Annotated in this window: 18 protein-coding genes and 2 tRNA genes; 14 read left to right on the top strand and 6 right to left on the bottom strand. The window is 68.3% G+C overall.

From position 1 onward, the window contains the following. Window positions 1-277: 277 nt before the first annotated feature. Window positions 278-2,854 (bottom strand): aminopeptidase N, encoded by a 2,577-nt coding sequence (gene pepN / locus IEZ21_RS01140; protein WP_189320009.1) that lies wholly within the window; start codon window positions 2,852-2,854, stop codon window positions 278-280. Window positions 2,855-3,038: 184 nt separating this feature from the next. Here pepN and IEZ21_RS01135 point away from each other — a divergent pair, with 184 nt between their 5' ends. From IEZ21_RS01135 to IEZ21_RS01120, 4 genes are all read left to right on the top strand, one after another. Then, window positions 3,039-3,701 carry a mycothiol-dependent nitroreductase Rv2466c family protein gene (locus IEZ21_RS01135; RefSeq protein WP_189320008.1) on the top strand — a complete coding sequence of 221 codons (663 nt, stop codon included), beginning with the start codon at window positions 3,039-3,041 and terminating at the stop codon, window positions 3,699-3,701. A 450-nt stretch (window positions 3,702-4,151) separates the two neighbouring features. Further along, window positions 4,152-5,810: a glycine/sarcosine N-methyltransferase gene (locus tag IEZ21_RS01130; protein ID WP_189320007.1), complete on the top strand. Its 1,659-nt coding sequence runs from the start codon at window positions 4,152-4,154 to the stop codon at window positions 5,808-5,810. Window positions 5,811-6,162: 352 nt separating this feature from the next. Beyond that, window positions 6,163-6,738 carry a biotin transporter BioY gene (locus IEZ21_RS01125; RefSeq protein WP_189320006.1) on the top strand — a complete coding sequence of 192 codons (576 nt, stop codon included), beginning with the start codon at window positions 6,163-6,165 and terminating at the stop codon, window positions 6,736-6,738. Between the two features lie 119 nt (window positions 6,739-6,857). After that, window positions 6,858-7,937, top strand: coding sequence for a serine/threonine-protein kinase (locus IEZ21_RS01120; RefSeq protein WP_189320005.1), 1,080 nt, complete (start codon window positions 6,858-6,860; stop codon window positions 7,935-7,937). Window positions 7,938-7,968: 31 nt separating this feature from the next. On the opposite strand, the gene IEZ21_RS01115 is transcribed toward IEZ21_RS01120, so the two are convergent. Continuing rightward, a complete protein-coding gene (locus tag IEZ21_RS01115; RefSeq protein WP_189320004.1) occupies window positions 7,969-9,438 on the bottom strand; it encodes an amino acid permease in 1,470 nt (489 codons plus the stop codon). 207 nt (window positions 9,439-9,645) lie between these two features. Between IEZ21_RS01115 and IEZ21_RS01110 the strand changes: the two genes are divergently transcribed. Next, window positions 9,646-10,131 carry a ribose-5-phosphate isomerase gene (locus IEZ21_RS01110; protein ID WP_033328018.1) on the top strand — a complete coding sequence of 162 codons (486 nt, stop codon included), beginning with the start codon at window positions 9,646-9,648 and terminating at the stop codon, window positions 10,129-10,131. A 370-nt stretch (window positions 10,132-10,501) separates the two neighbouring features. Beyond that, window positions 10,502-11,311, top strand: a complete 810-nt coding sequence (locus IEZ21_RS01105) for an Fpg/Nei family DNA glycosylase (RefSeq protein ID WP_189320003.1) — start codon at window positions 10,502-10,504, stop codon at window positions 11,309-11,311. A gap of 6 nt (window positions 11,312-11,317) precedes the next feature. On the opposite strand, the gene IEZ21_RS01100 is transcribed toward IEZ21_RS01105, so the two are convergent. Then, complete coding sequence (locus IEZ21_RS01100) at window positions 11,318-12,553, bottom strand: GNAT family N-acetyltransferase (RefSeq protein WP_189320002.1); 1,236 nt, start codon at window positions 12,551-12,553, stop codon at window positions 11,318-11,320. A gap of 181 nt (window positions 12,554-12,734) precedes the next feature. On the opposite strand from IEZ21_RS01100, the gene IEZ21_RS01095 reads away from it, so the two are divergent. Beyond that, on the top strand, window positions 12,735-13,901 hold the full coding sequence (locus IEZ21_RS01095; RefSeq protein WP_189320001.1) for a PP2C family protein-serine/threonine phosphatase: 1,167 nt from the start codon (window positions 12,735-12,737) through the stop codon (window positions 13,899-13,901). 329 nt (window positions 13,902-14,230) lie between these two features. Here IEZ21_RS01095 and IEZ21_RS01090 read toward each other — a convergent pair whose 3' ends face one another. Next, window positions 14,231-15,430, bottom strand: coding sequence for a cation:proton antiporter (locus IEZ21_RS01090; RefSeq protein WP_246567181.1), 1,200 nt, complete (start codon window positions 15,428-15,430; stop codon window positions 14,231-14,233). Window positions 15,431-15,656: 226 nt separating this feature from the next. On the opposite strand from IEZ21_RS01090, the gene IEZ21_RS01085 reads away from it, so the two are divergent. Both IEZ21_RS01085 and IEZ21_RS01080 read left to right on the top strand, forming a co-directional pair. Continuing rightward, window positions 15,657-15,836: a hypothetical protein gene (locus tag IEZ21_RS01085; RefSeq protein ID WP_189320000.1), complete on the top strand. Its 180-nt coding sequence runs from the start codon at window positions 15,657-15,659 to the stop codon at window positions 15,834-15,836. Next, window positions 15,833-16,288, top strand: a complete 456-nt coding sequence (locus tag IEZ21_RS01080) for an HD domain-containing protein (protein ID WP_189319999.1) — start codon at window positions 15,833-15,835, stop codon at window positions 16,286-16,288. Before IEZ21_RS01085 ends, IEZ21_RS01080 begins: the two co-directional genes overlap by 4 nt. Window positions 16,289-16,303: 15 nt before the next feature. On the opposite strand, the gene IEZ21_RS01075 is transcribed toward IEZ21_RS01080, so the two are convergent. After that, the gene (locus IEZ21_RS01075) at window positions 16,304-17,404 is read right to left on the bottom strand and encodes an acyltransferase family protein (protein ID WP_373302163.1); all 1,101 of its coding nucleotides are present in this window, start codon (window positions 17,402-17,404) and stop codon (window positions 16,304-16,306) included. A 708-nt stretch (window positions 17,405-18,112) separates the two neighbouring features. On the opposite strand from IEZ21_RS01075, the gene IEZ21_RS01070 reads away from it, so the two are divergent. Then, the gene (locus tag IEZ21_RS01070) at window positions 18,113-18,307 is read left to right on the top strand and encodes a hypothetical protein (protein WP_033328032.1); all 195 of its coding nucleotides are present in this window, start codon (window positions 18,113-18,115) and stop codon (window positions 18,305-18,307) included. A gap of 219 nt (window positions 18,308-18,526) precedes the next feature. Here IEZ21_RS01070 and IEZ21_RS01065 read toward each other — a convergent pair. Then, window positions 18,527-18,600 (bottom strand) — tRNA-Gly (locus IEZ21_RS01065). Window positions 18,601-18,753: 153 nt separating this feature from the next. Between IEZ21_RS01065 and IEZ21_RS01060 the strand changes: the two genes are divergently transcribed. The 4 genes from IEZ21_RS01060 (at window position 18,754) to IEZ21_RS01045 (ending at window position 22,185) form a co-directional block, all read left to right on the top strand. Beyond that, window positions 18,754-18,830 (top strand) — tRNA-Pro (locus IEZ21_RS01060). 244 nt (window positions 18,831-19,074) lie between these two features. After that, entirely contained in the window at window positions 19,075-20,496 is a 1,422-nt protein-coding gene (gene tig, locus IEZ21_RS01055; protein ID WP_189319997.1) for a trigger factor, read from the top strand. Between the two features lie 290 nt (window positions 20,497-20,786). Continuing rightward, complete coding sequence (locus IEZ21_RS01050; RefSeq protein WP_033328036.1) at window positions 20,787-21,395, top strand: ATP-dependent Clp protease proteolytic subunit; 609 nt, start codon at window positions 20,787-20,789, stop codon at window positions 21,393-21,395. Between the two features lie 109 nt (window positions 21,396-21,504). Further along, entirely contained in the window at window positions 21,505-22,185 is a 681-nt protein-coding gene (locus IEZ21_RS01045) for an ATP-dependent Clp protease proteolytic subunit (RefSeq protein WP_033328039.1), read from the top strand. The last annotated feature ends 112 nt before the right edge of the window (window positions 22,186-22,297 follow it).

Raw genomic sequence — 22,297 nt, 5'->3', positions numbered from 1 at the left:
ACTCCCTGGTCCGTATGGGGGTTACGGCTCCGATTACCAGCATTCGGTAACTGTTATGCCCGGCAACGCTTGTTGACGCCGCCAGGTCCCTCCGGCCCAGTCGGGCGCGCCCTGAGGGGGCCGCAGGCCCCCAAGGGGCGCGGGACTGTATCGATTTGCGGCTCCGCCGCGATGGGGGTCCCCCCGCTCGAGCGAAGCCGAGAGTGGGGGAGCGACCAGCCACAACGAACCCGCAGCCGCGATCCCGCAGAAACGCACCCGCCCCTGATGCGATCCGCTAGCCGGCGGCGGCCAAGTCGCAGGACTGGCCCCGCAACCCCCGCGCCAAGTCATCCCGCGCCTCCAGCACAAGCCGCCGCAGCGCAGGAGCCGCCCCCTCATGCTCGGAGAGCCACGCACCCGTCGCGGACAGCGTCTCCTGCGAGTCCTGCAACGACGGGAACAGCCCCCTGACCACATGCATGGCGATCTGGATGGATCGCTCCTCCCACACCCGCTCGATCACCTCGAAGTACTTCGCGACATACGGAGCGCCGAGCGCCCGCTGCGACGGCTGGGCGAAGCCCGCGATCGTTGCCTCGACCAGCGCATTGGACAGCGAGTCCGACTCGACGACCGCCGCCCACGCCTGCGCCTTGACCGCCCCGGAGGGCCGCGCGGCGAGGCAGCGGACCTGGTGCCGCTTCCCGGAGGCCGTGTTGTCGCGGGCGAGCTCGGCGGCGATCATGGCCTCGTCGGCGACGCCGTGCGAGGCCAGCGGCTCCAGGAACGCCCAGCGCAGCTCCTGGTCCACCTCCAGCCCGTCGATCTTGGCCGTCCCCTCCAACAGGTCCCGCAACAGCCCCAGTTCGGCCTCGCTAGAGGCGACCGCCGCGAAGAACCGCGCCCACGTCAGCTGATGCTGGCTGCCCGGCTCGGCCTGCCGCAGCTCCCGCAGCGCGCCCTCCGCGAGCAACTGCCCGCCGGTGTCCCGCCATTCGGGCGCCGCGTAGTGCGTGAGCGCGGAGTTCGCCCACGCGTGCAGCATCTGGAGCACACCGATGTCGGACTCGCGGCCCGCGAAGCGCAGGACGAGGTCGATGAAGTCCCGGGTCGGCATCAGGGCATCGCGCGTCAGATTCCACAGCGCGGACCAGCACAGCGCACGGGCCAGCGGGTCGCTGATCTCGCCGAGCCGTTCCCGCAGCGTCGCCAGCGAGCCCTCGTCGAAACGGATCTTGCAGTACGTCAGGTCGTCGTCGTTCACCAGCACCAGCTCGGGAGCCTCGGCCCCGGCCAGCTCCGCCACGACCGTACGCGGTCCGTCGACGTCCACCTCCGCGCGCGCGTACCGCTCCAGCGCACCTCCGGAAGTCCGCCGGTACAGGCCCACCGCCACCCTGTGGGGACGCAGTTCGGGGTGCGACTCGGCGGCCTCCTGGAGGATCGCGAGCTCGTCGATCCGCCCCTCGGTGCCCAACAGCACCTGCGGCGTGAGGGAGTTGACCCCGGCGGTCTGCAGCCAGGCCCGCGACCAGGTGACCATGTCACGCCCACTCGTCTCCTCCAGGACCGACAGCAGATCCCCGAGCCGCGTGTTCCCGTACGCGTTCCGCTTGAAGTAGCGCCGCGAGCCCTCGAGGAAGGCGTCCCGCCCTACGTACGCCACCAACTGCTTGAGAACGGAAGCCCCTTTGGCGTACGTGATCCCGTCGAAGTTCAGCTTGGCGTCCTGAAGGTCACGGATGTCGGCCGTGATCGGGTGCGTGGAGGGCAACTGGTCGGCGCGGTACGCCCATGACTTGCGGTTGTTGGCGAAGGTGATCCAGCCGTTGGTGAAGCGGGTCGCCTCCACCATGGAGAAGGAGCCCATGAAGTCCGCGAAGGACTCCTTGAGCCACAGGTCGTCCCACCACTCCATGGTGACCAGGTCGCCGAACCACATGTGCGCCATCTCGTGCAGGATGACGTTCGCCCGCCGCTCGTACGACGCCTGTGTCACCTTGCCGCGGAAGATGAACTCCTCGCGGAACGTCACACAGCCCGGGTTCTCCATCGCGCCGAGGTTGTACTCCGGCACGAACGCCTGGTCGTACTTCCCGAACGGGTACGGGTAGTCGAAGTGGTCGTGGAAGAAGTCAAGACCCTGCTTGGTCACCAGGAACACGTCGTCGGCGTCGAAGTGCCTGGCGAGACCCTTGCGACACAGCGCGCCGAGGGGGATCTCCAGCGTCGTACCGTCGTCGAAGGTGCGGGAGTAGTGGTCCGTCACATAGTGGTACGGGCCCGCGACGATCGCCGTGATGTACGTCGAGATCGGCTTCGTCTCGGCGAACTGCCATACCCCGTCGTGCAGTTCACCCAGGCCGTTGCTCCACGCGACCCAGCCCTCGGGGGCCCGGACCTCGAACCGGAAGGGGGCCTTGAGGTCCGGCTGCTCGAAGTTCGCGAAGACGCGGCGGGAGTCGGCCGGTTCGTACTGCGTGTAGAGGTAGACCTCGCCGTCCTCCGGGTCGACGAAGCGGTGCAGGCCCTCGCCGGTGCGGCTGTAGGCGCACTGGGCGTCGACGACCAGTTCGTTGTCGTCGCCGAGGTCCTCCAGAAGGATGCGGGAGCCGTCGAAGACTGCGCCCGGGTCCAGGTCCTTGCCGTTGAGGGAGACGGCGGTGACGCTCGGGGCGATCAGGTCCGCGAAGCTCGTGGCGCCCGGCTCGGCGCAGCGGAAGCGGATGGTCGTCACCGAACGGAACGTCCGCGGCTCGGCGTCCGTGTCGCCCACGGCGGAGCGCAGGTCGAGCGACACCTCGTACCCGTCGACGGACAGCATGGCGGCCCGCTCGCGGGCCTCGTCGCGGGACAGATTCTCACCGGGCACGGGCGGCACTCCCTCGGGTGGCGTTCAGCATGTGGACAGAGCCGATCCTGCCATGCGGCCTGGTTGCGGGCAGCAGGGAATAGGGCGCGGAAGGGGGTGGTTGCGGGTTCAATGACAGCCCCTTCTGTCTGCGAAGACAGCCCTGTCTGCCGCATGTGCCGACCGCGTTCTTATGAGGAGAACCATGTCCGAGGCCGCAACGAGCTCCGCCAAGACCCCCGTCGACTTCTGGTTCGATCCGCTGTGCCCCTGGGCGTGGATGACCTCGCGCTGGGTCCTGGAAGTGGAGAAGGTCCGCGACATCGAGGTCCGCTGGAACATCATGAGCCTCGCGGTGCTGAACGAGGACAAGATCGACCAGTTGCCCGAGGAGTACCGGGAGATGCTCGCGACCAAGGCCTGGAAGCCGGTGCGCGTGGTGACCGCGGCCTGGCAGAAGCACGGCGCGGACGTCCTCGGCCCGCTCTACACCGCGCTCGGCACCCGCATCCACAACAACGGTGAGGGCCCGACCATCGAGGCGATCACCGGCGCCCTCGCCGACGTCGGCCTGCCCGCCGACCTGATCGAGTACGCGGACCAGGAGGACTTCGAGTTCGACGCCGAGCTGCGCGCCTCCCACAAGGAGGGCATCGACAAGGTCGGCCAGGAGGTCGGCACTCCGGTCATCGCCGTCCCCGGCTCCGACGGCGAACAGATCGCCTTCTTCGGCCCGGTCGTCACCCCCGCCCCCAAGGGCGAGGAGGCTGCCAAGCTCTGGGACGGCACACTGCTGGTCGCCTCGGTCCCGGGCTTCTACGAGATCAAGCGGACGCGCACGGCGGGCCCGGACTTCTCGAACCTCTGAGGGGATGGGCGGGGTTGGGGACTCTCCCAGGGGCTCTCCCTACCACCCCGCCCACACCGCACCACACGGCGGTGGGACTACCGGTACCGGGGAAACCTGCTGGTGTCGATGGTCCACCGCCCCATGGGCACGGCGTCTCCGAAGCGGTCGGGGCGTCCGGCCCGGCCTGTCTGATGGAGGCTGGGTGGGGTGGCTCTGGAGCGATTTTCCGCCATGGCCGGCTGTCGTCGGCGAGGTGGAACACCCGTGAATGCCCTGTGTGTGAGGTGTCTGCAACCTCGGCAAAGCCATGCCGCCCCAAAGAATCTTGAGGTGGGAAAGCCGCTGACCAGGGTCGCTATCCGCGTCAACTCCGCCGTCGTATACGAACTTTGGAGGCATGAGGTCCACGACATCGGATAGCGATCTGCTGAGCATGACTCCCGATGACTGAAGGAGTTCCCCATCATCGTGCAACCGGCTCAGAAGTTCGGCGACAATCCTGTCGAAGTACGCGAAACCGGTCACTACACGGAGGAATACGTTCCCAGCTTTGTCGAGAAATGGGACTCGCTCATCGACTGGGAGAAACGGGCGGAAAGCGAAGGAAACTTCTTCATCGACCTGCTGCGCAAGTGGGGCGTGAAAAGCGTGCTCGACGTCGCGACGGGCACCGGATTCCACTCCGTACGGCTGCTGGCCGCCGGATTCGACACCGTCAGCGCGGACGGCAGCGCGGACATGCTGGCGATGGCCTTCGAGAACGGCACCAAGCAGGGCGGGCACATCCTGCGGGTCGTCCAGGCGGACTGGCGGTGGCTCAACAGAGACGTCCACGGGGAGTACGACGCCATCGTCTGCCTCGGCAACTCCTTCACGCACATCTTCTCGGAGCGAGACCGCCGCAAGGCACTCGCCGAGTTCTACGCGATGCTCAAGCACGACGGAATTCTCGTCCTGGACCAGCGCAATTACGACGCGATCCTGGACGACGGGTACACGAGCAAGCACACGTACTACTACTGCGGTGACGATGTCACCGTGGAGCCGGAGTACGTCGACGAGGGTCTGTGCCGCATGCGGTACCACTTCCCGGACGACTCCACGTACCACCTCAACATGTTCCCGCTGCGCAAGGACTACACCCGTCGGCTGATGTCCGAGGTGGGTTTCCAGCACATCGAGACCTACGGCGACTTCCAGCACACCTACCGCAGTGACGAGCCGGACTTCTTCGTGCATGTGGCGGAGAAGGAGTACCGGACGGACGACCAGCACGAGGGGCGGTACACGGGCGCGGTCAGCACCGCCCGCAGCTACTACAACTCGCCCGACGCCGACACCTTCTACGCCACGGTGTGGGGTGGCGAGGACATCCATATCGGCCTCTACGAAAGCCCCGTGGAGCCCATCGCGGACGCCAGTCGGCGCACCGTCGAGCGGATGGCCTCGAAGCTGGAACTGACCCGGGACTCCATGGTGCTCGACCTCGGCTCCGGATACGGCGGCTCGGCACGGTACCTGGCCGAGACGTACGGCTGCCGGGTCCTCGCACTCAATCTCAGCGAGGTGGAGAACCGGCGCCACAAGGAGCTGAACTCGGCACGCGCGCTCACCGACAGGATCGAGGTCGTGGACGGGTCCTTCGAGGACATCCCGTACCCGGACGACCAGGTCGATGTCGTCTGGTCCCAGGACGCCTTCCTGCACAGCGGGAACCGCGCCCAGGTCCTCGAGGAGATCGCGCGGGTGCTGCGGCCCGGCGGCCGGCTCATCTTCACCGACCCGATGGCCGCGGCGGACGGCGGCTCGACCGACGTGCTGCAGCCGATTCTCGACCGCATCCACCTGGACGACATGGGCTCGCCCGCCTTCTACACACGCGAGCTGAACCGGCTCGGATTCACCGCCGTCGACGGTGGCTTCGAAGAGCACCGCGAACAGTTGGTGAACCACTACACGCGGGTCCTCGAGGAGACCGGACGCCAAGAGGCCGAAGGCCTGGCCAGAAAGATCAGCCACGACTACCTGGCCCAGATGAAGAAAGGGCTCGGCCACTGGGTCGACGGTGGAAGGGAAGGACATCTCACCTGGGGTGTCTTCCACTTCAGGCTGGACGCCGACGGCTGAGCGCCACCGACGGCTGAGCCACCTGCCGGGCACAAGGGCGGGCAAGGAAGGCCCCCGCGAGTCACGTCCTCGCGGGGGCATTCTTCAGTCCCGTACGGATGATGTTTTGCCACTCGCTCCCTGAGGGCATTGGCAGGATCCGACAGTTCCCGTCGGTCCTGCCCTTGTGGGGAAAGCGGCTGTACCTCAGTGACCAGGGTCACGTCGATCCGGGTGTATCCACCACTCCTTGTATGGAGCGCACCAAGCGCGCGATCCGTGGTTTGTCGAGCGCTGCCGGTGATCGGATCAAGGGCCCTGAGGTAGCGTCGCGGTGTCCCGAACCGCTCGCTCGCACACCGCCGGAGTCTCCATGAGCACCGCTGCCGCCACCGCCCTCCCGGGCAAGGTCCTCGCTGACCTGCTCCCCGCGTCACGCGTCCGCGACATCGTGCTCGTGGCAGGCGGCGCCGCACTCACCGGGATCGCCGCCCAGATCGCCGTGCCCGTGCCGGGCTCGCCGGTGCCGGTGACCGGGCAGACCTTCGCGGCCCTCCTCGTCGGCACCGCGCTCGGCGCCGGGCGCGGCTTCCTCTCGCTCGCCCTGTACGCGCTCGTCGGACTGGCCGGTGTCCCGTGGTTCGCGGAGGGCAGCCACGGCGTCTCCCCGACCTTCGGTTACATCATCGGCATGATGCTGGCGGCCGCACTCGTCGGCGCCCTGGCCCGCCGCGGCGCCGACCGCTCGGTGTTGCGCATGGCCGGCACGATGCTGCTCGGTTCGGCCGTCATCTACGCGATCGGCGTCCCCTACCTCTCCGCCGCCACGCTCTTGAGCCCCACGGAGGCCGTTGCCGCCGGCTTCACGCCCTTCCTCATCGGCGACGCCCTCAAGGCGGCCCTGGCAATGGGTCTGCTGCCCACCGCCTGGAAGCTCGTGAACCGGTAAGAGCGACGTCGCAGCTCCAGCCCCCGCGCCCGTCATGGGTGCGGGGGCTGCTTGATTTCCGGTCTGGTGTCATTGCCCCGAATTGTGTTGTCATGGAAGGAGGTTGGGGGTGTGCCTGCATGTTGCGTGTCGTGGACCGGTACCGGCTCCTCGAACCCATCGGGCAGGGCGGCATGGGCCGAGTCTGGCGCGCGACCGACGAACTGCTCGACCGTCCGGTCGCGGTGAAGGAGCTACGGCTCGACGTCGCCGGCAGTGAGGAACTCGAGGTCCGGCGCGAGCGCGCGCTGCGCGAGGCCCGCGCGAGTGCCCGTATCGACCACCCCAATGTCGTACGGGTCTACGACGTGGCCGAGGAGGACGACCGGCTCTGGATCGTCATGGAACTGGTCGAGGCCCCCTCGCTGGCCCGGACCGTCGTCGAACGCGGCCCCCTCGACATACGCGAGACGGCCAGGATCGGCCTCGCGCTCGCCGAGGCGCTGCGCCGGGTGCACGCGGCCGGAGTGCTGCACCGTGACATCAAGCCCGGCAACGTCCTGCTGGGGTCGGGAGGCAGGGTCGTCCTCACCGACTTCGGGATCGCCGCCCTCCAGGACGCCCAGGGACTGACGCAGGCCGGAGTCATCGTCGGCTCCCCGGAGTACATCCCGCCGGAACGCATCTCCGGTCGCCCACAGGGCCCGCACTCCGACCTGTGGTCCCTCGGCGCCACGCTCTGCACCGCCCTGACCGGGCACTCCCCGTTCGAGCGTGCCGGGACGCTCGCCACACTGGCCGCGGTGATGTACGAGGAGCCCCGACTGCCGCCTGAGGGCGAGCCGTTGACTCCGCTGCTGCGGAGGCTGCTGGCCCGGGATCCGGAGGCGCGGCCCGATGTGGGGGAGGTGGCGCGGTTCCTGTACCGGGTGCTCGCGACGCCGGTGGCCGTATCCGCGCTCGCGCCTGCGCCCGTACCGGCGGTGCGCGAACTCCCCGCCGAGAACGAGCGGGAGACCGAGGAGGGCGACGGCCCCGAGTGGCTCCCGCGTCTGCTCACCGTCCTCGTCCTGGTGGTCGCCGCCGCCGTGGGCATCGTCATGATCATCACCGCGATCCGTCCCGGCGGTGAGACGCAACTGCCCGACACCAGCCCGCCGCCCACGGTCGCGGGCACCTCGCGCCCGGAGTCACCGAACACGACGACGCCCCCGCGGTGAGGCCGCGGAGGCGTCGCGTACGCGAGAGGAATCAGACCCCGGCGTCCTCCTGGGACTGGGTCTCAGCGGCCTGCGCAACCTTCCCGCGCCGTACCTTCTCCAGCACCAGCGCGATACCGACGACGACCGCCGCCACCAGAAGCGAAAGCAGCACCGTCTGGCGGCCGTCGTGCTCGGTGTCGGTGAGCATGTAGCCGAGGACGAACACGATCAGGGCCATCGTCGCGTACGTCAGATACGGGTACAGCCACATCCGTACGACCAGCTTCTCCGGCGTCTCACGCTCGATGATCTTCCGCATACGCAGCTGCGAGGCGCAGATCACCAGCCAGACGAACAGGGCTACGGCGCCGGAGGAGTTGACCAGGAAGAGGAAGACCGAGTCGGGGAACTCGTAGTTGAAGAACACCGCAACGAAGCCGAAGACGACCGACGCGAGGATCGCCGTCATCGGGACCCCGCGGTTGTTGGTGCGACCGAAGGCCTTCGGCGCGTCACCGCGCCGGCCGAGCGAGAACGCCATGCGGGAGGCCGTGTAGAGGCCGGAGTTGAGGCAGGACAGTACGGACGTCAGCACGATGAACTTCATGATCTCGCCGGCGTTCGCGATGCCGAGTGAGTCCAGGGCGGCGACGTACGAGCCGTCCTTCTGGATCGCCTCGGAGTCCCAGGGGAGCAGCGTGACGACGACGAAGATCGAGCCGAGGTAGAAGACGCCGATTCGCCAGATGACGCTGTTGGTGGACTTGGTCACCGCGCGCTGCGGGTCCTCCGACTCGCCCGCCGCGAGGGTGGCGATCTCGCTGCCCATGAAGGAGAAGACGACGAGCAGGATGCCGGTGAGGATCGCCCCGGGGCCGTTGGGGAGGAACCCGCCGTGGTCGGTCAGGTTGCCGAGCCCGGCACTGTCGCTGTCGACGCCCGGCAGTACGCCGAAGACCGCGAGCCCGCCGATGATGATGAACGCGCCGATCGCGACGACCTTGATGCCGGCGAACCAGAACTCGAACTCACCGTACGAGCCGACGGAGCCGAGGTTCGTCGCGGTGAGCACGACCATCACGATCAGGGCCCAGCCCCACTGCGGGACGGCCGGGACCCAGCTCTCCAGAATCACCGCACCGGCAGTCGCCTCGATCGCCAGCACGACGACCCAGAAGAACCAGTAGAGCCAGCCGATCGAGAACCCGGCCCAGCGGCCGAGCGCGCGGTCCGCGTGGGCCGAGAAGGAACCCGAGGTCGGGTTGGCGGCGGACATTTCGCCGAGCATCCGCATCACGAGGACGACCATCGTGCCGACGAGGGCGTACGACAGGAGGATGCCGGGGCCCGCGGTGGCGATGCCGGAGCTCGAACCGACGAACAGGCCGGCGCCGATGACTCCGCCGATCGCAATCATCGAGAGGTGACGGTTCTTGAGTCCGGCCTGGAGGCCGTCGCCGGGTTCTCCGGTGCCTCCGGGGCCGGTTCCGGCCTTCGTCAGGGTCGGCTGCGAGGTCATGGGGCGGGTTCCTTTGCACCGGAGGTGAACAATCCGGTCCAGTGAATCCCAGGTGAATTGATTCTTGAACCTTTGATTTCAGATCGTTACTTGAGGTTTTCTTGAGGATGTGTAATGTTGCTCGCGTTTTTCGGACAGGGGACCCGGCGGGTTTCCGCGGCTCGACCCGGCGCGGCCGGTCCGAAACAGGCGTGTCACACTCGGACCATGCGCGTGTACCTCGGCTCCGATCATGCCGGTTTCGAACTCAAGAACCACCTCGTCGAGTGGCTCAAGGCGGCCGGCCACGAGCCCGTCGACTGCGGGCCCCTCATCTACGACGCCCAGGACGACTACCCGCCGTTCTGCCTCCGCGCGGCCTCGCGCACCGCGGCGGATCCCGGATCCCTCGGCATCGTGATCGGCGGTTCGGGGAACGGCGAGCAGATCGCGGCGAACAAGGTGGCCGGGGTTCGGGCGGCGCTCGCCTGGAGCGAGGAGACGGCGGCGCTGGGGCGTCAGCACAACGATGCGAACGTCGTTGCTGTCGGGGCGCGGATGCATACGCAGGACGAGGCGACCAAGTTCGTCGAGACGTTCCTCAACACCCCGTTCTCGGGCGATGCCCGTCACCTCCGCCGTATCGACATGCTGTCGGCGTACGAGACGACGGGGGATCTGCCGGAGATTCCGGCGCACCACCCGCGGGGGTAGGGGGTTTCTTCTTCCCCAGCCCCGCCCCTTCCCGGCTGTATCAATTTGCGGCTCCGCCGCGTGAGGGGGCTGTGCCCCCAGGCCCCCCGCCAGGGGGTGGGGTGACAGGTCGTGTCGCGGCTGCGGGTGCGTCGTGGCTGGTCGCGCAGTTCCCCGCGCCCCTGAGGGGCCAGGTCAGCTATTCAGCGCAGGCCAGGCACAATTCAGCCCGTCCGGCGTTTGAGGACGAGGCCGTTCAGGCCGATACGGGGGTCTGGGGGCGGAGCCCCCCCCACGCGGCGGAGCCGCAAATTGACACAGCCGGGAAGGGGCGGGGCTGGGGAAAGAAAACCCGCTCGAACCGCAGCACGAACACGCACAGGAGGCCCCCGTGCCCGAAGGGCACACCATCCACCGGCTGGCCGAGGACTACCGCGGACGGTTCGGCGGCCGGAAGGCACACGTCACCAGCCCGCAGGGCAAGTTCGCCGACGCCGCAGCCCTCCTGGACGGGACAACGCTCACCACCGCGGAAGCCCACGGCAAGCACCTCTTCCTACGGTTCGAGACCGAGAACTGGACCCACATCCACCTCGGCCTCTTCGGCAAGGTCACCCTCGGCGACGCCCCCGCGCCCCCGCCCACCGAAACCGTCCGCCTCCGCCTCACCAACGACACCGCGTACGCAGACCTCCGCGGCCCCACCACGTGCACCCTGATCACGGACACGGAGAAGCAGGCGATCCGCGACCGCCTGGGTCCGGACCCGTTGCGCGAGGACGCCGAGCCGGCCCAGGCGTACGCACGCATCTCCCGCAGCCGTACGACGATCGCCGCACTCCTCATGGACCAGAAGGTCATCGCGGGCGTAGGGAACGTCTACCGCGCGGAAGTCCTCTTCCGGCACGGCATCGACCCGTACCGGCCGGGCAAGGACATCACTCCGGCCGAGTGGGACGCGATGTGGACGGACCTCGTCGCGCTCATGCGCCAGGGCGTCCGCAACAACCGCATCGACACGGTCCGCCCGGAACACGAGCCGGAGGCCATGGGCCGCGCGCCGCGCAGGGACGACCACGGCGGCGAGGTCTACGTGTACCGCAGGGCCGACCTGTCCTGCCACATCTGTGGCGGCGAGATCCGCACCGCCGGTCTCGCCGCCCGCAACCTCTTCTGGTGCCCCACCTGCCAGAAGGCCTGAAGCCGCTCAGAAGCCGTGCGGCAGCCAGGGTGCGACGTCGGAGGAGAAGCCGAGCGAGGCCTCAGCGAGCGCGCCCTGGCGCAGCTCCCGTACCCGCCCGGCCGCGGCGAGTGAGGCAAGGGACACGCCGCCGAGATAGGCCGACCCCAACTCCCGTACGGACAGGGCGAGATCCGCCGAGTCGGTGGTCCGCTCGCAGGACGCCCCCTTCGTGTCGCCGGAGAGCCGCCAACGCCCCTCGTTCCAGGGGCAGAAGGCGTCCTCGACCTCGAACACGACGTCCACGGGCGTCTGATACGTACGGGCCTCGAGCGCCGCGCCGACGTCGACGGTCCGTACGTACAGCGAGTCGCGCATGCTGAGCCCGCACCGTCGGATGTCGGAGACGAGGTGCTGCCAGGCGTCGTCGGCGGGCCGGTTGTAGGTCTTCACCGTCGACGTCAGGTCGATGTCGAAGAGGAACCGCCACAGCGCCGCGTACGCAGCCGGGTCCAGCGCCTCCAGGTCGCGCAGCTCGACCGTGCCCTTGGGGCCGGCCGCGTCCCACTCCGGCTTGATGGAGTACCGGGCGTAGCCGACCACTTCCCCCTCCCGCTCGGCGAGCACACACTGCAACGGCGATGCGCCCTTACGGTCGCTCTCCGGGTCGAGCAGCGGCAGATGCTCCCAGCCGGGCAGCCGCGCCATCATCCCGGGCCGGGTCGGCACCCGCTGTGCGTAGACGGCCTCGCACGCATCGCGTACGGCGTCCGCATCAGGTTCGGCGAGGCGGAGTCGTATGTCGTCGGTGCCCGCAGGCACCGACAGCCGTACCCGGGACGTGTCGATCTCCGCGCGCAGCTGCTGGGTCGCCGCGCCGTAGCCGAAGCGGCCGTATATCACCGGCTCGGAGGCGGTCAGTACGGCCAGCGGCTCGCCCCAGGAGCGGATGTCGTCCAGTTGCCTGCGCATCATGGACGTCAGCACCCCGCGGCGGCGGTGCGTCGCGGCGACACTCACCATCGTGATGCCGGCCGCCTTCACCGGAGTTCCGCCCGGAACGGTCATACGGAAGCTGAACGCACCCGCCGTTCCCACGCACTCGTCGCCGTCCCAGGTCCCGATGAAGCGGTCGAACTCCGTGAGGCCGTTCCACAGGGCCCGCTCCTCGGGCGACTCGTCGACTCCGCCGAAGGCGAGCACCAGCTTTCCGTACCACTCGTCCCATTTTTCCGGCCGGAGCACGCGCAAGTCAGTCGTCATGTGCCATGCCTACCAGGGCAATCCGGGATCAGCGAGTGGATTTCTGTCGGCTCGGGGCGGGCCGCCCACCGCGGCATGCGATCCTCGGGGATCGGACGTTTCTGTGACTTCGGTTCTCGGACGGGGGACAAGTGGGACCTCCCGTGCCAAGTACCAGGTCCGATGGATAGGGTCCCGAACAATGGCAGCAGGACGAGAGCGGCGCGCGGAAGCCGACACGTTTGCGGCCCGGTGCAAGAAGCAACTGCACCGGGTCCGCACCGGGCTGCGCAGATCCGCTGTCGACTACTTCCGCGGGGACGGTTCGGACTGGGTCGCGCTGGCCGCTCTGCTGCTGACGATTCCCGTGATCACGGGCGCCACACTCGTCAACTCCGTGTGGTTCTCGCCGGCCGCGCTGGTCCTCCCGATCGTCGCCGGCGGGCTGGTGCTGCGGCCGGCCAGCCTGCTCGGCCTGTACGCGGCCGCCGCCACCGCGTTGATCATCGAGTCCGTGAAACTCGGCCCGTACACGGAAGGGCCGTCCCGGGTGACGCCGGGGACCGTGCTGGTGGTCGCTGCCTGCGGCTTCTTCGGTCTGCTCATCGCGCAGTTCCGCAGCCGGGTGGGGGTTCCGTGGCGGCGCGGCGGCACCATGCTGTTCGACCTGCGGGAACGCATCCGGGTCCAGAGCAAGTTGCCGAAGCTGCCGGTGGGCTGGCATCGGGAGATGGCCCTGCGGCCGGCCGGTGGTCAGTCGTTCTCGGGGGACTTCGTGGTGGCTGCCCGTACGAACGGGGGGCGCACGCTCGAGGTCGTACTGACGGACGTGTCCGGCAAGGGCATGGACGCGGGGTCGCGTGCGCTGCTTCTGTCGGGGGCGTTCGGAGGGCTGCTCGGCTCGCTGCCGCCGCACGCCTTCCTGCCCGCGGCGAACGGTTACCTGCTCCGGCAGGACTGGGACGAGGGCTTCGCCACGTCGATCCACCTTGTCCTGGACCTGGACTCCGGCGACTACGAGCTCTTCTCGGCCGGACATCCTCCCGGGCTGCAGCTCAGCGCGGGCAGCGGGCGCTGGGAGGAGAAGTCCGCGGAGGGGCCGCTGCTCGGGGTGTACGACGGGGCCCAGTTCGACTCCGTGAAGGGGACGTTGCGTCCGGGCGACGTTCTGATGCTGTTCACGGACGGCCTGGTCGAGACGTCCGACCGGGACATCGCGGAGGGGATGGACCGGCTTACCGGTGAGGCGGACCGGTATGTGGCCGGGGGGTTTCATGGGGCGGCGTGGCATTTGATCGAGGCGGTTGCGCGGGATGTGAATGATGACAGGGCGTTGCTGCTGATCTGCCGGGAAACCTCCGGCGGTTGACCTCCGGCGGTTGGGCGGGGCGCCTACGGGGTGGGTGGGTTCGGTCCGTTGGCGACTGCCGGTTGGTGGGTGGCTGGTCGCGCAGTTCCCCGCGCCCCTGGGTGGGTGGTGGGTGCGGGGTCGTGGGCCGGTGCGTCAGCCCGTCGCAGGGCGGGCATACGGCTCTGGCCTGGTACAAGGCCCTGGTTCTCCGAGACCGGAGCTAAGCGACGGGCATGCGACGCACCGGCCCACGACCCCTCCCGCCGGAGGGCAAGGTGCGGGCAGTCGGGGGTGCGGGCTCGTTCGGGGCGGGGTTTTTGGGCGCGGGGAGCCGCAGGCTTTTGCTTTTAGGGGCGCGGGGAACTGCGCGACCAGCCACGACGGGCCCGCACTCGCCCATGAACCGAACCCACCCACCCGGTAGGCGCCCCCGCCCAACCGCCGGAGGCACTCGCCGTGAGCGGGCCCAGGACGGCCAGTACCAGGACGTAGCCGGCGATGAACGGCGACAACCGGTCGTCGAGCCCGGCGGCAGCCGCCATCGTGGCGAGGATGAGGGCGAACTCGCCGCGAGCGAGCAGCGTGGTGGAGATGTTGGCGGCGGGCCCGGCGCCGAAGCCGTACACCTGAGCCGCCCCCAACCCCGCGAGCACGTTCATGACCAGCGTCAGCGAAACCGCGGCGAGGACGGGCCACAGCACCGTGGGAAGGTCACCCGGGTCGATGGAGAGGCCGAAGGCGAAGAAGAAGATCGCGCCGAAGGCGTCCCGCAGAGGGTGCACCAGTGTGCGTATACGCGTACCCGAAGCCGTACTGCCGAGCATCAGCCCGACCATGAAGGCCCCGATCGCGTCCGCCACCCCGAACCACTCCGACACCCCGGCCACGAAGACGGCGGCCCCGAGGAAGGAGATGACCAGCAACTCGTCGTCCTTCGTGGCAACGAGCCGCCCCACGACCCTCGTACCGAAACGGGCCGCCAGCGCGAGCAGCAGCAGGAAGGCGAAGGCCTTGCCGCCGTCGAGGACCGCCGCTCCGAGTGAGGAGGCGCCGGACAGAACCGGCTGCAGCGCCGCGAGGTAGAGCGCGAGGAAAATGTCCTCGACGACGATGATGCCGAGGATCGGCCGGGTCTCGGGGTTCCCGAGCCGCCCCGTGTCGACCAGCACCTTGGTCACGATCGCGGACGACGAGATGCCGAGCACTCCGGCGAGGACCAGCGCCTCGGAGGTGCCCCAGCCGAGGGCGAATCCGAACCCCAGGCCCGCACCGATGTTCAATGCCAGATACATGCCCCCGGCGAGAGCCATCCGACGGCCACCCGCCTTGAGGTCGTCCATGTGGAACTCGAGGCCGAGGTAGAAGAGCAGCAGCACCAGACCCAGCGCGGAGAGCATCTCCATGTCGTGCGGGTCCGAGACGATCACGATGCCGGGCGTGTGCGGGCCGAGCAGGATCCCGGCCAGGATGAAGAGCGGAATGGTGGGGAGTCCGATACGGGCGCCGACGCGGGCGAGAACCGCCGCGGCGAGAAAGGCGCCACCCATGGCGATGAGGATGTCTGCGTGTCCGATGGGCCAGTTCCTCCTCAGGAGGGTCAAGAATTGGTCAAGGGAGCGTCAATGATTAGATTACCAAACGACCTGGCGGCGGGGTTTGGTCGGATTCTCCCCGGCCCGAGGTCGGTGGTCGGCCTCATGGCCGGGGCAGGCCCCGGATCCGTAGCGTCGAAGCATCGGTGGGGATCGGTGCGACGGGAGGACGGACCCGGCCATGGGTCTGCGGAAGAGGCGGTACGACGACGGGGCCGGGGACGACGCCCCACAGAACGTACGGAGCGGCCTGAGGCCGGACGGCGACTGGGCCGTCGAATGGGAGGCCCTGCTCGTGATCGGTGTGGCGGCGGCGTCGATACCGGCCAGGTCGGCGCTGCGGGGCACACTCGACGCATGACCGAGAACGCGCTGCTGAGCCTCACCGAAGTCGAAGCCATCGCCCGCAACGCACACGCGGCCCAGACGGACAAGGCGGGCCGACCGTACGCCGAGCACCTCCAGGCCGTGGCCGAAGGGGTACGCGCCCGGGGCGGCGACGACGAACAGATCGCCGCCGCCTGGCTCCACGACGCCGTCGAGGACGACGCCGTCTCGGAGGACTGGCTCCTGCGCAAGGCCGCACTGACCCGGCGCACGAAGGACATCGTCCTGGCCCTCACCAGGCGCCCCGGCGAGCCCCCGGAGTCGTACGCCGAACGCATCCTGGCGACGCCGGGGGCCCTCCTGGTCAAGGAATCCGACCTGGCCCACAACGCGAATCCGGCGAGGCTGGCGGCCCTGGACGAGTCCACGCGGACGCGACTGGCCCAGAAGTACGCGAGGATGCGCGAACTCCTGGGCCTGGTCTAGGACTTGGGCCTCGGCTTAGGACTTGGCCCGCTCGCGGGCCAGCTCCGCCGCGTCCCGCTTGAACGCCCACTCCATCTTCGGTTCCATCGCGAAGCGGAACATGCGCTGGACGGGCGGCGTGCACAGCAGGGTGACCACGGCGGCGGCGACCAGGGTGACGAAGATCTCGCCGAGCGGCTCATGCAGCCACGTGTAGTCGAACCAGCCCCAGAAGCGGCCGCCCTTGACCAGGAAACCGTGCAGCAGATAGCCGTACAGCGTCCCCGCCCCGAGCACCGTGAACCACATCTTGCGACGCGGCACCCAGGAGAAGAAGCAGGCCGTGAGGACCATCGAGCAGCCGAACAGCGCGAGCGTCATCACGACGCCGGCCCACCACGGCGTGCCCAACTCCTGCGCGCTGTCCCGGTGGTAGAACCACGCCGACGTCATACGCGGAGCCGCCCAGTACGCCACGACCAGCGCCGCCGCGAACACCGGCACCGACAGAATCCGGACCTCACGGCGCCGCATCAGCTGGAAGTGCTCGGGCTTCATGCACAGGCCGATGACAAAGAACGGCAGGAACTGCAGCACACGTTGCAGATCCAGGTCGTCACCGATGTCGGGCGAGACGGAGGCGAGCACCGCGATGGCGAGCGCGAGCGGCACCGGCCAGCGCACGACCTTCCACAGCGGCGTCGTCAGCCGCCACACGAACAGCGCGATCAGGAACCACGTGAGGTACCAGGGGTCGAGCAGGCTGACCGGATGGCCCGGATCGTCGTCCGCCACCTTCTTGAAGACGGAGTACGCGGCTTCGAAGAGGATGTACGGCACGGCGATGCCCGTCACCAGCCGCTGGAGCCGGTCGGCACGCATGTCGAAACTGCGCGAGAAGTAGCCGGAGATGAGGATGAACGCCGGCATGTGGAAGGCGTAGACGACCATGTAGAGCGCTTCGGCGGTGCGGCTGTGGTCGGTCAGCGGTTCCCAGGTGTGGCCCATCGCGACGAGCACGATGGCCAGGTACTTGGCGTTGTCGAAGAACGCGTCGCGTTGCTTGGCCGGCCTGGCCTGAGACGCGGCGGGAGCGGTGTTCGCCTGCGGGGTGTCGCGGGTTCGAGGGCTCGGCATTCCGGACACCGACGACTCCTCCGTCGGCGGGAGCGGAGCCCTCTGTTGGCCGTGTGGGCGGAGCGAGTTCGTCACAGACCCTCCCACCAGGAACTGGGGGAGACGATCCGGGACCTCACTGCGCGTGCGGGGGACGAGGCAGCGTTGAACATCTGAGGCACCCTAGCGTCGCCGATGCGATTTCGTAAAACCCTCCGCGTCATTCCTGCTTAACCCTCGCTTATCCCGGTGAGTGCGGGGGATTTGAAGAAGTGGGATACAGCATCGACTTGGCGATGCAGAGGTCGACTGATGTACTACGTACGTCTGTTACGTACCACTTAATCCCGACTAAATGGTGCATAACGTTCGCGGGTGACTCTGGCGAAATGTCCGTTGATCGGCGTTTGTTGACCCCCTCGCCGACCCCTCGCTGTCCCTGCGGCAATAATTCGAATTAGCTGCGAACAGGATGTGGGGGCACGGCAATGACCCTCCTGAATTAGGCGTGCGGGAGGCTCCTCGAATTGCCGTACGCAGCCCCGCCGTTCATGGCCGCCGACGAGCGCCGCGCGGGTACGGATTGTGCAGGTCCGGCGAGAACGATGGCCGATGATGACCCACCTTCCGCATAGGCTGGGCCTGTTGGTGGCACGATGGTTCTGCGGGGGTGTGCGGGGTGGCGCCCTCGGGCCGGGAGAGCGGACCGACCGTAGGGTGTGATCAGTTGTGGCCATTTCGCTGTCAGTTGTGCTGCTGTTGGGGATCGTCCTCGTGGTGTTGATCCGGGGAGGAACGATCAAGGCGGGTCCGGCGGTCGTCGCCGTGCTGTTCGGCTTCTTCCTCGCCTCGACGGGCATGGCCGACGACATCCAGCGGTTCCTCAACTCGATAGCGGAGACGATCAACGAGATCCAGTTCTGAGCGGGGCCGGCGAGTGCGGCCCCACGACGTGACGAACACCTGACAGCTCCGCGAGAGCCGGCCCAGCGCGATGGAACCGTCTGCCTGGACCGCTTCGGCCCCCCTCCTCGGCGAACTGATCACGTTCCTCAGGGACTGACGACCCCGACTGCCGCCAGTACCCGGAAACGCCTCAGGGCCAGGCAGAGGATCGAACCTCTGACCTGGCCCTGAGCCGTGTGGAGCGGGCGACGGGAATCGAACCCGCGTAGCTAGTTTGGAAGACTAGGGCTCTACCATTGAGCTACGCCCGCACAGGATGCACCGCAGGTCAGTGGACGCGCGGCACGGGAGCATCGTAGCGGGTGGCACCCCTTCGCCGCACATCCCGTTCCGCGCCTCCTCAGGCGCCCGCGAAATGCGGGAGCCGTGGCGTCCGCGGGCATGTACCCTACGTGTCGCACCGACGGGGTGTGGCGCAGCTTGGTAGCGCGTCCGCTTTGGGAGCGGAAGGCCGTGGGTTCAAATCCCGCCACCCCGACCACCAGCAGAGCCCCGGTGGCCACCCGTAGGGACCCGGTCCGGAAGCCGACCGGGGTCCCGGGACCCGCGGCATCGGAAGCTCGCCTTTTGGGGCGTGTACCGCCTGCGGCTACTATGCAAACTGCGTGCCCGTATGTCTGCACTGTTACGTCTCGCAAGGGCCGCGAATCCGCTGAGGCACCCGCCGCATCCGGCAGAGGTCGACAGCAGAACCCCAAGAAGTCAGCCATCAAGGAGACCGAACCGTGAAGAGCGCCGTGGAGACCCTGAACCCGACCCGGGTTCGGCTCACTGTCGAGGTGCCCTTCGAGGAGCTCAAGGACAGCCTCGACGCGGCGTACAAGAAGATCAACCAGCAGGTCACGGTGAAGGGTTTCCGGAAGGGCAAGATTCCGGCGCGCGTCATCGACCAGCGGTTCGGCCGCGGTGCGGTTCTGGAGGAGGCGGTCAACGACGCGCTTCCGAAGTTCTACACCGACGCGGTCAACAACGCCGAGCTGAACGTGCTCGGCCAGCCCGAGGTCGACATCACGGAGCTGAAGGACGGCGAGACGCTGAACTTCACCGCCGAGGTCGACATCCGCCCGGCCATCGAGATCCCGGACTACTCCGGCATCGAGGTCGAGGTCGACGCCGTCGAGGTCAGCGAGGAGGACGTCGACAAGGCCGTCGAGGAGCTGCGTGAGCGCTTCGCGTCCACCACGCCGGTCGAGCGCGCCGCCGAGGACGGCGACGTCGTGACGATCGACCTGGAGGCCAAGGTCGACGGCGAGATCCTGGAGGACGGCGTCGCGAACGGCGTCTCCTACACCATCGGCTCCGGTGAGCTGCTGGAAGGCATCGACGACGCCGTGAAGGGCCTGGAGGCCGGTGGCGAGGCCACCTTCACCTCCGAGCTCAAGGGCGGCTCGGCGGCCGGCAAGGAGGCCGAGGTCTCCGTCAAGGTCACCCAGGTCGCCGCGCGTGAGCTTCCCGAGCTGGACGACGACTTCGCGCAGCTCGCCTCCGAGTTCGACACCCTGGAGGAGCTGCGGGCGGACAGCCGTAAGCGCCTCGAGAACATGAAGCAGTACGACCAGGCCACGCAGGCCCAGGAGCGCGTCCTGGAGAAGCTGCTGGAGCTGGTCGAGGTGCCCGTCCCCGAGAAGCTCCTCGAGGACGAGATCAACACCCGTAAGCACAACCTCGAGCACCACCAGCTCGGTCAGATGGGCCTGGACCTGCCGCAGTACCTGGAGATCCAGGGCAAGACGGCCGAGGAGTTCGACACCGAGACGCGCGAGGCCGCGGTCAAGGGCATCAAGACCCAGTTCGTCCTCGACGAGCTGGTCAACAAGGAGAAGCTGAACGTCAACCAGGAGGAGCTCACCGAGCACCTCATGCGTCGCGCGGCTTCCTCCGGCATGTCCCCCGACCAGTTCGCCCAGGCGGTCGTCGAGGGCGGCCAGGTCCCGATGCTGGTCGGCGAGGTCGCCCGCGGCAAGGCCCTCGCGGTCGTCGTCGAGGCGGCCACGGTCAAGGACACGAACGGCGAGATCGTGGACCTGGACGACGAGGAGGACGAGGCCGAGGCCACCGAGGCCTCCTCCGAGGAGACCCCGGCGGAGGGCTCCGCGGAAGCGGCCGAGGAGGCCTCCGAGGCCCCCGAGGAGAAGCCTGAGGCCTGATTCGCCTCGCTGTACCTCCAGCAGGCCCCGGACCGCACGAGCGGTCCGGGGCCTGCTGCGCTACGCCCAGGGAAGCGCCCCAAAACCCCTGCGCAACCAGCGGAGCGCATGCGCTCACAGCGAACAGTTCCCTCCTCGGGATTCCCCGAAGGGACCCGCGCGTTAGGGTCCATGAGTACGAGGGCAGGGGAGTCCCGATAAACCGCCGGACGGCCCCCCGCCCCGGCAGAACACGTGAGACGGCCCCGGCGCCGTCGACAAGACGAGCAGGTGGATACGTGACGAATCTGATGCCTACAGCCGCCGGCGAGCCCTCCATCGGTGGTGGCCTCGGCGACCAGGTCTACAACCGGCTGCTCGGTGAGCGGATCATCTTCCTCGGCCAGCCGGTCGACGACGACATTGCGAACAAGATCACCGCACAGTTGCTGCTCCTTGCCGCCGACCCGGACAAGGACATCTTCCTGTACATCAACAGCCCCGGCGGATCGATCACGGCCGGCATGGCGATCTACGACACCATGCAGTACATCCAGAACGACGTGGTGACCATCGCCATGGGCATGGCGGCCTCCATGGGCCAGTTCCTGCTGAGCGCGGGTACCCCGGGCAAGCGCTTCGCCCTGCCGAATGCCGAGATCCTGATCCACCAGCCCTCGGCCGGCCTCGCCGGTTCCGCGTCGGACATCAAGATCCACGCCGAGCGGCTGCTGCACACCAAGAAGCGGATGGCGGAGCTGACCGCCTTCCACACCGGCCAGACCGTGGACCAGGTCACCCGCGACTCGGACCGGGACCGCTGGTTCGACCCGATCGAGGCCAAGGAGTACGGCCTGATCGACGACATCATGCCCACCGCTGCCGGTATGCCGGGCGGCGGAGGCACCGGAGCGGCCTAAGCGGCATACGCGCACGGGCAGCCCAGCCGCGGCCCCGAGCGCAGCCGACGTAAGCCTTCCGAGCCCCCAGCCGACCGCCTCAGCTCTTTTCAGGCTCCCAGGAGACACAGTGAACGACTTCCCCGGCAGCGGCCTCTACGCCCGCACGGAGGCCGAGTACACCGGCCCCCGCGCGGAGTCCCGCTACGTCATCCCGCGCTTCGTCGAGCGCACCTCGCAGGGCGTGCGCGAGTACGACCCGTACGCGAAGCTCTTCGAGGAGCGCGTGATCTTCCTCGGCGTGCAGATCGACGACGCCTCCGCCAACGACGTCATGGCGCAGCTGCTGTGCCTGGAGTCGATGGACCCCGACCGTGACATCTCGGTCTACATCAACAGCCCCGGCGGCTCCTTCACGGCGCTCACGGCCATCTACGACACGATGCAGTTCGTGAAGCCGGACGTACAGACGGTCTGCATGGGTCAGGCGGCCTCCGCCGCCGCGATCCTGCTCGCCGCCGGTACGCCGGGCAAGCGCATGGCGCTGCCCAACGCCCGCGTGCTGATCCACCAGCCCTACAGCGAGACGGGCCGTGGCCAGGTCTCCGACCTGGAGATCGCGGCGAACGAGATCCTCAGGATGCGTGCCCAGCTGGAGGAACTGCTGGCCAAGCACTCCACGACGCCGATCGAGAAGATCCGCGAGGACATCGAGCGCGACAAGATCCTCACCGCTGAGGACGCGCTCTCGTACGGCCTGATCGACCAGATCATCTCGACCCGGAAGATGAACAACGCCGCGGTCGCGTGACGCGGCACTGTATCGTCAGCCGCCCCCTTGGCACGGTTTGGCGCCGTACGCGTCAAAGTGAACCGCGCCAAGGGGGGCCCGAACGGGGGGCTCGGCAAGGTACCGTCGGACA

This window comes from Streptomyces flaveus (genome assembly GCF_014647675.1).
GTDB lineage: Bacteria > Actinomycetota > Actinomycetes > Streptomycetales > Streptomycetaceae > Streptomyces > Streptomyces flaveus.
Note: the sequence above shows the minus strand (reverse complement) of the source record. Positions and strands in the feature narration are given on the sequence as shown.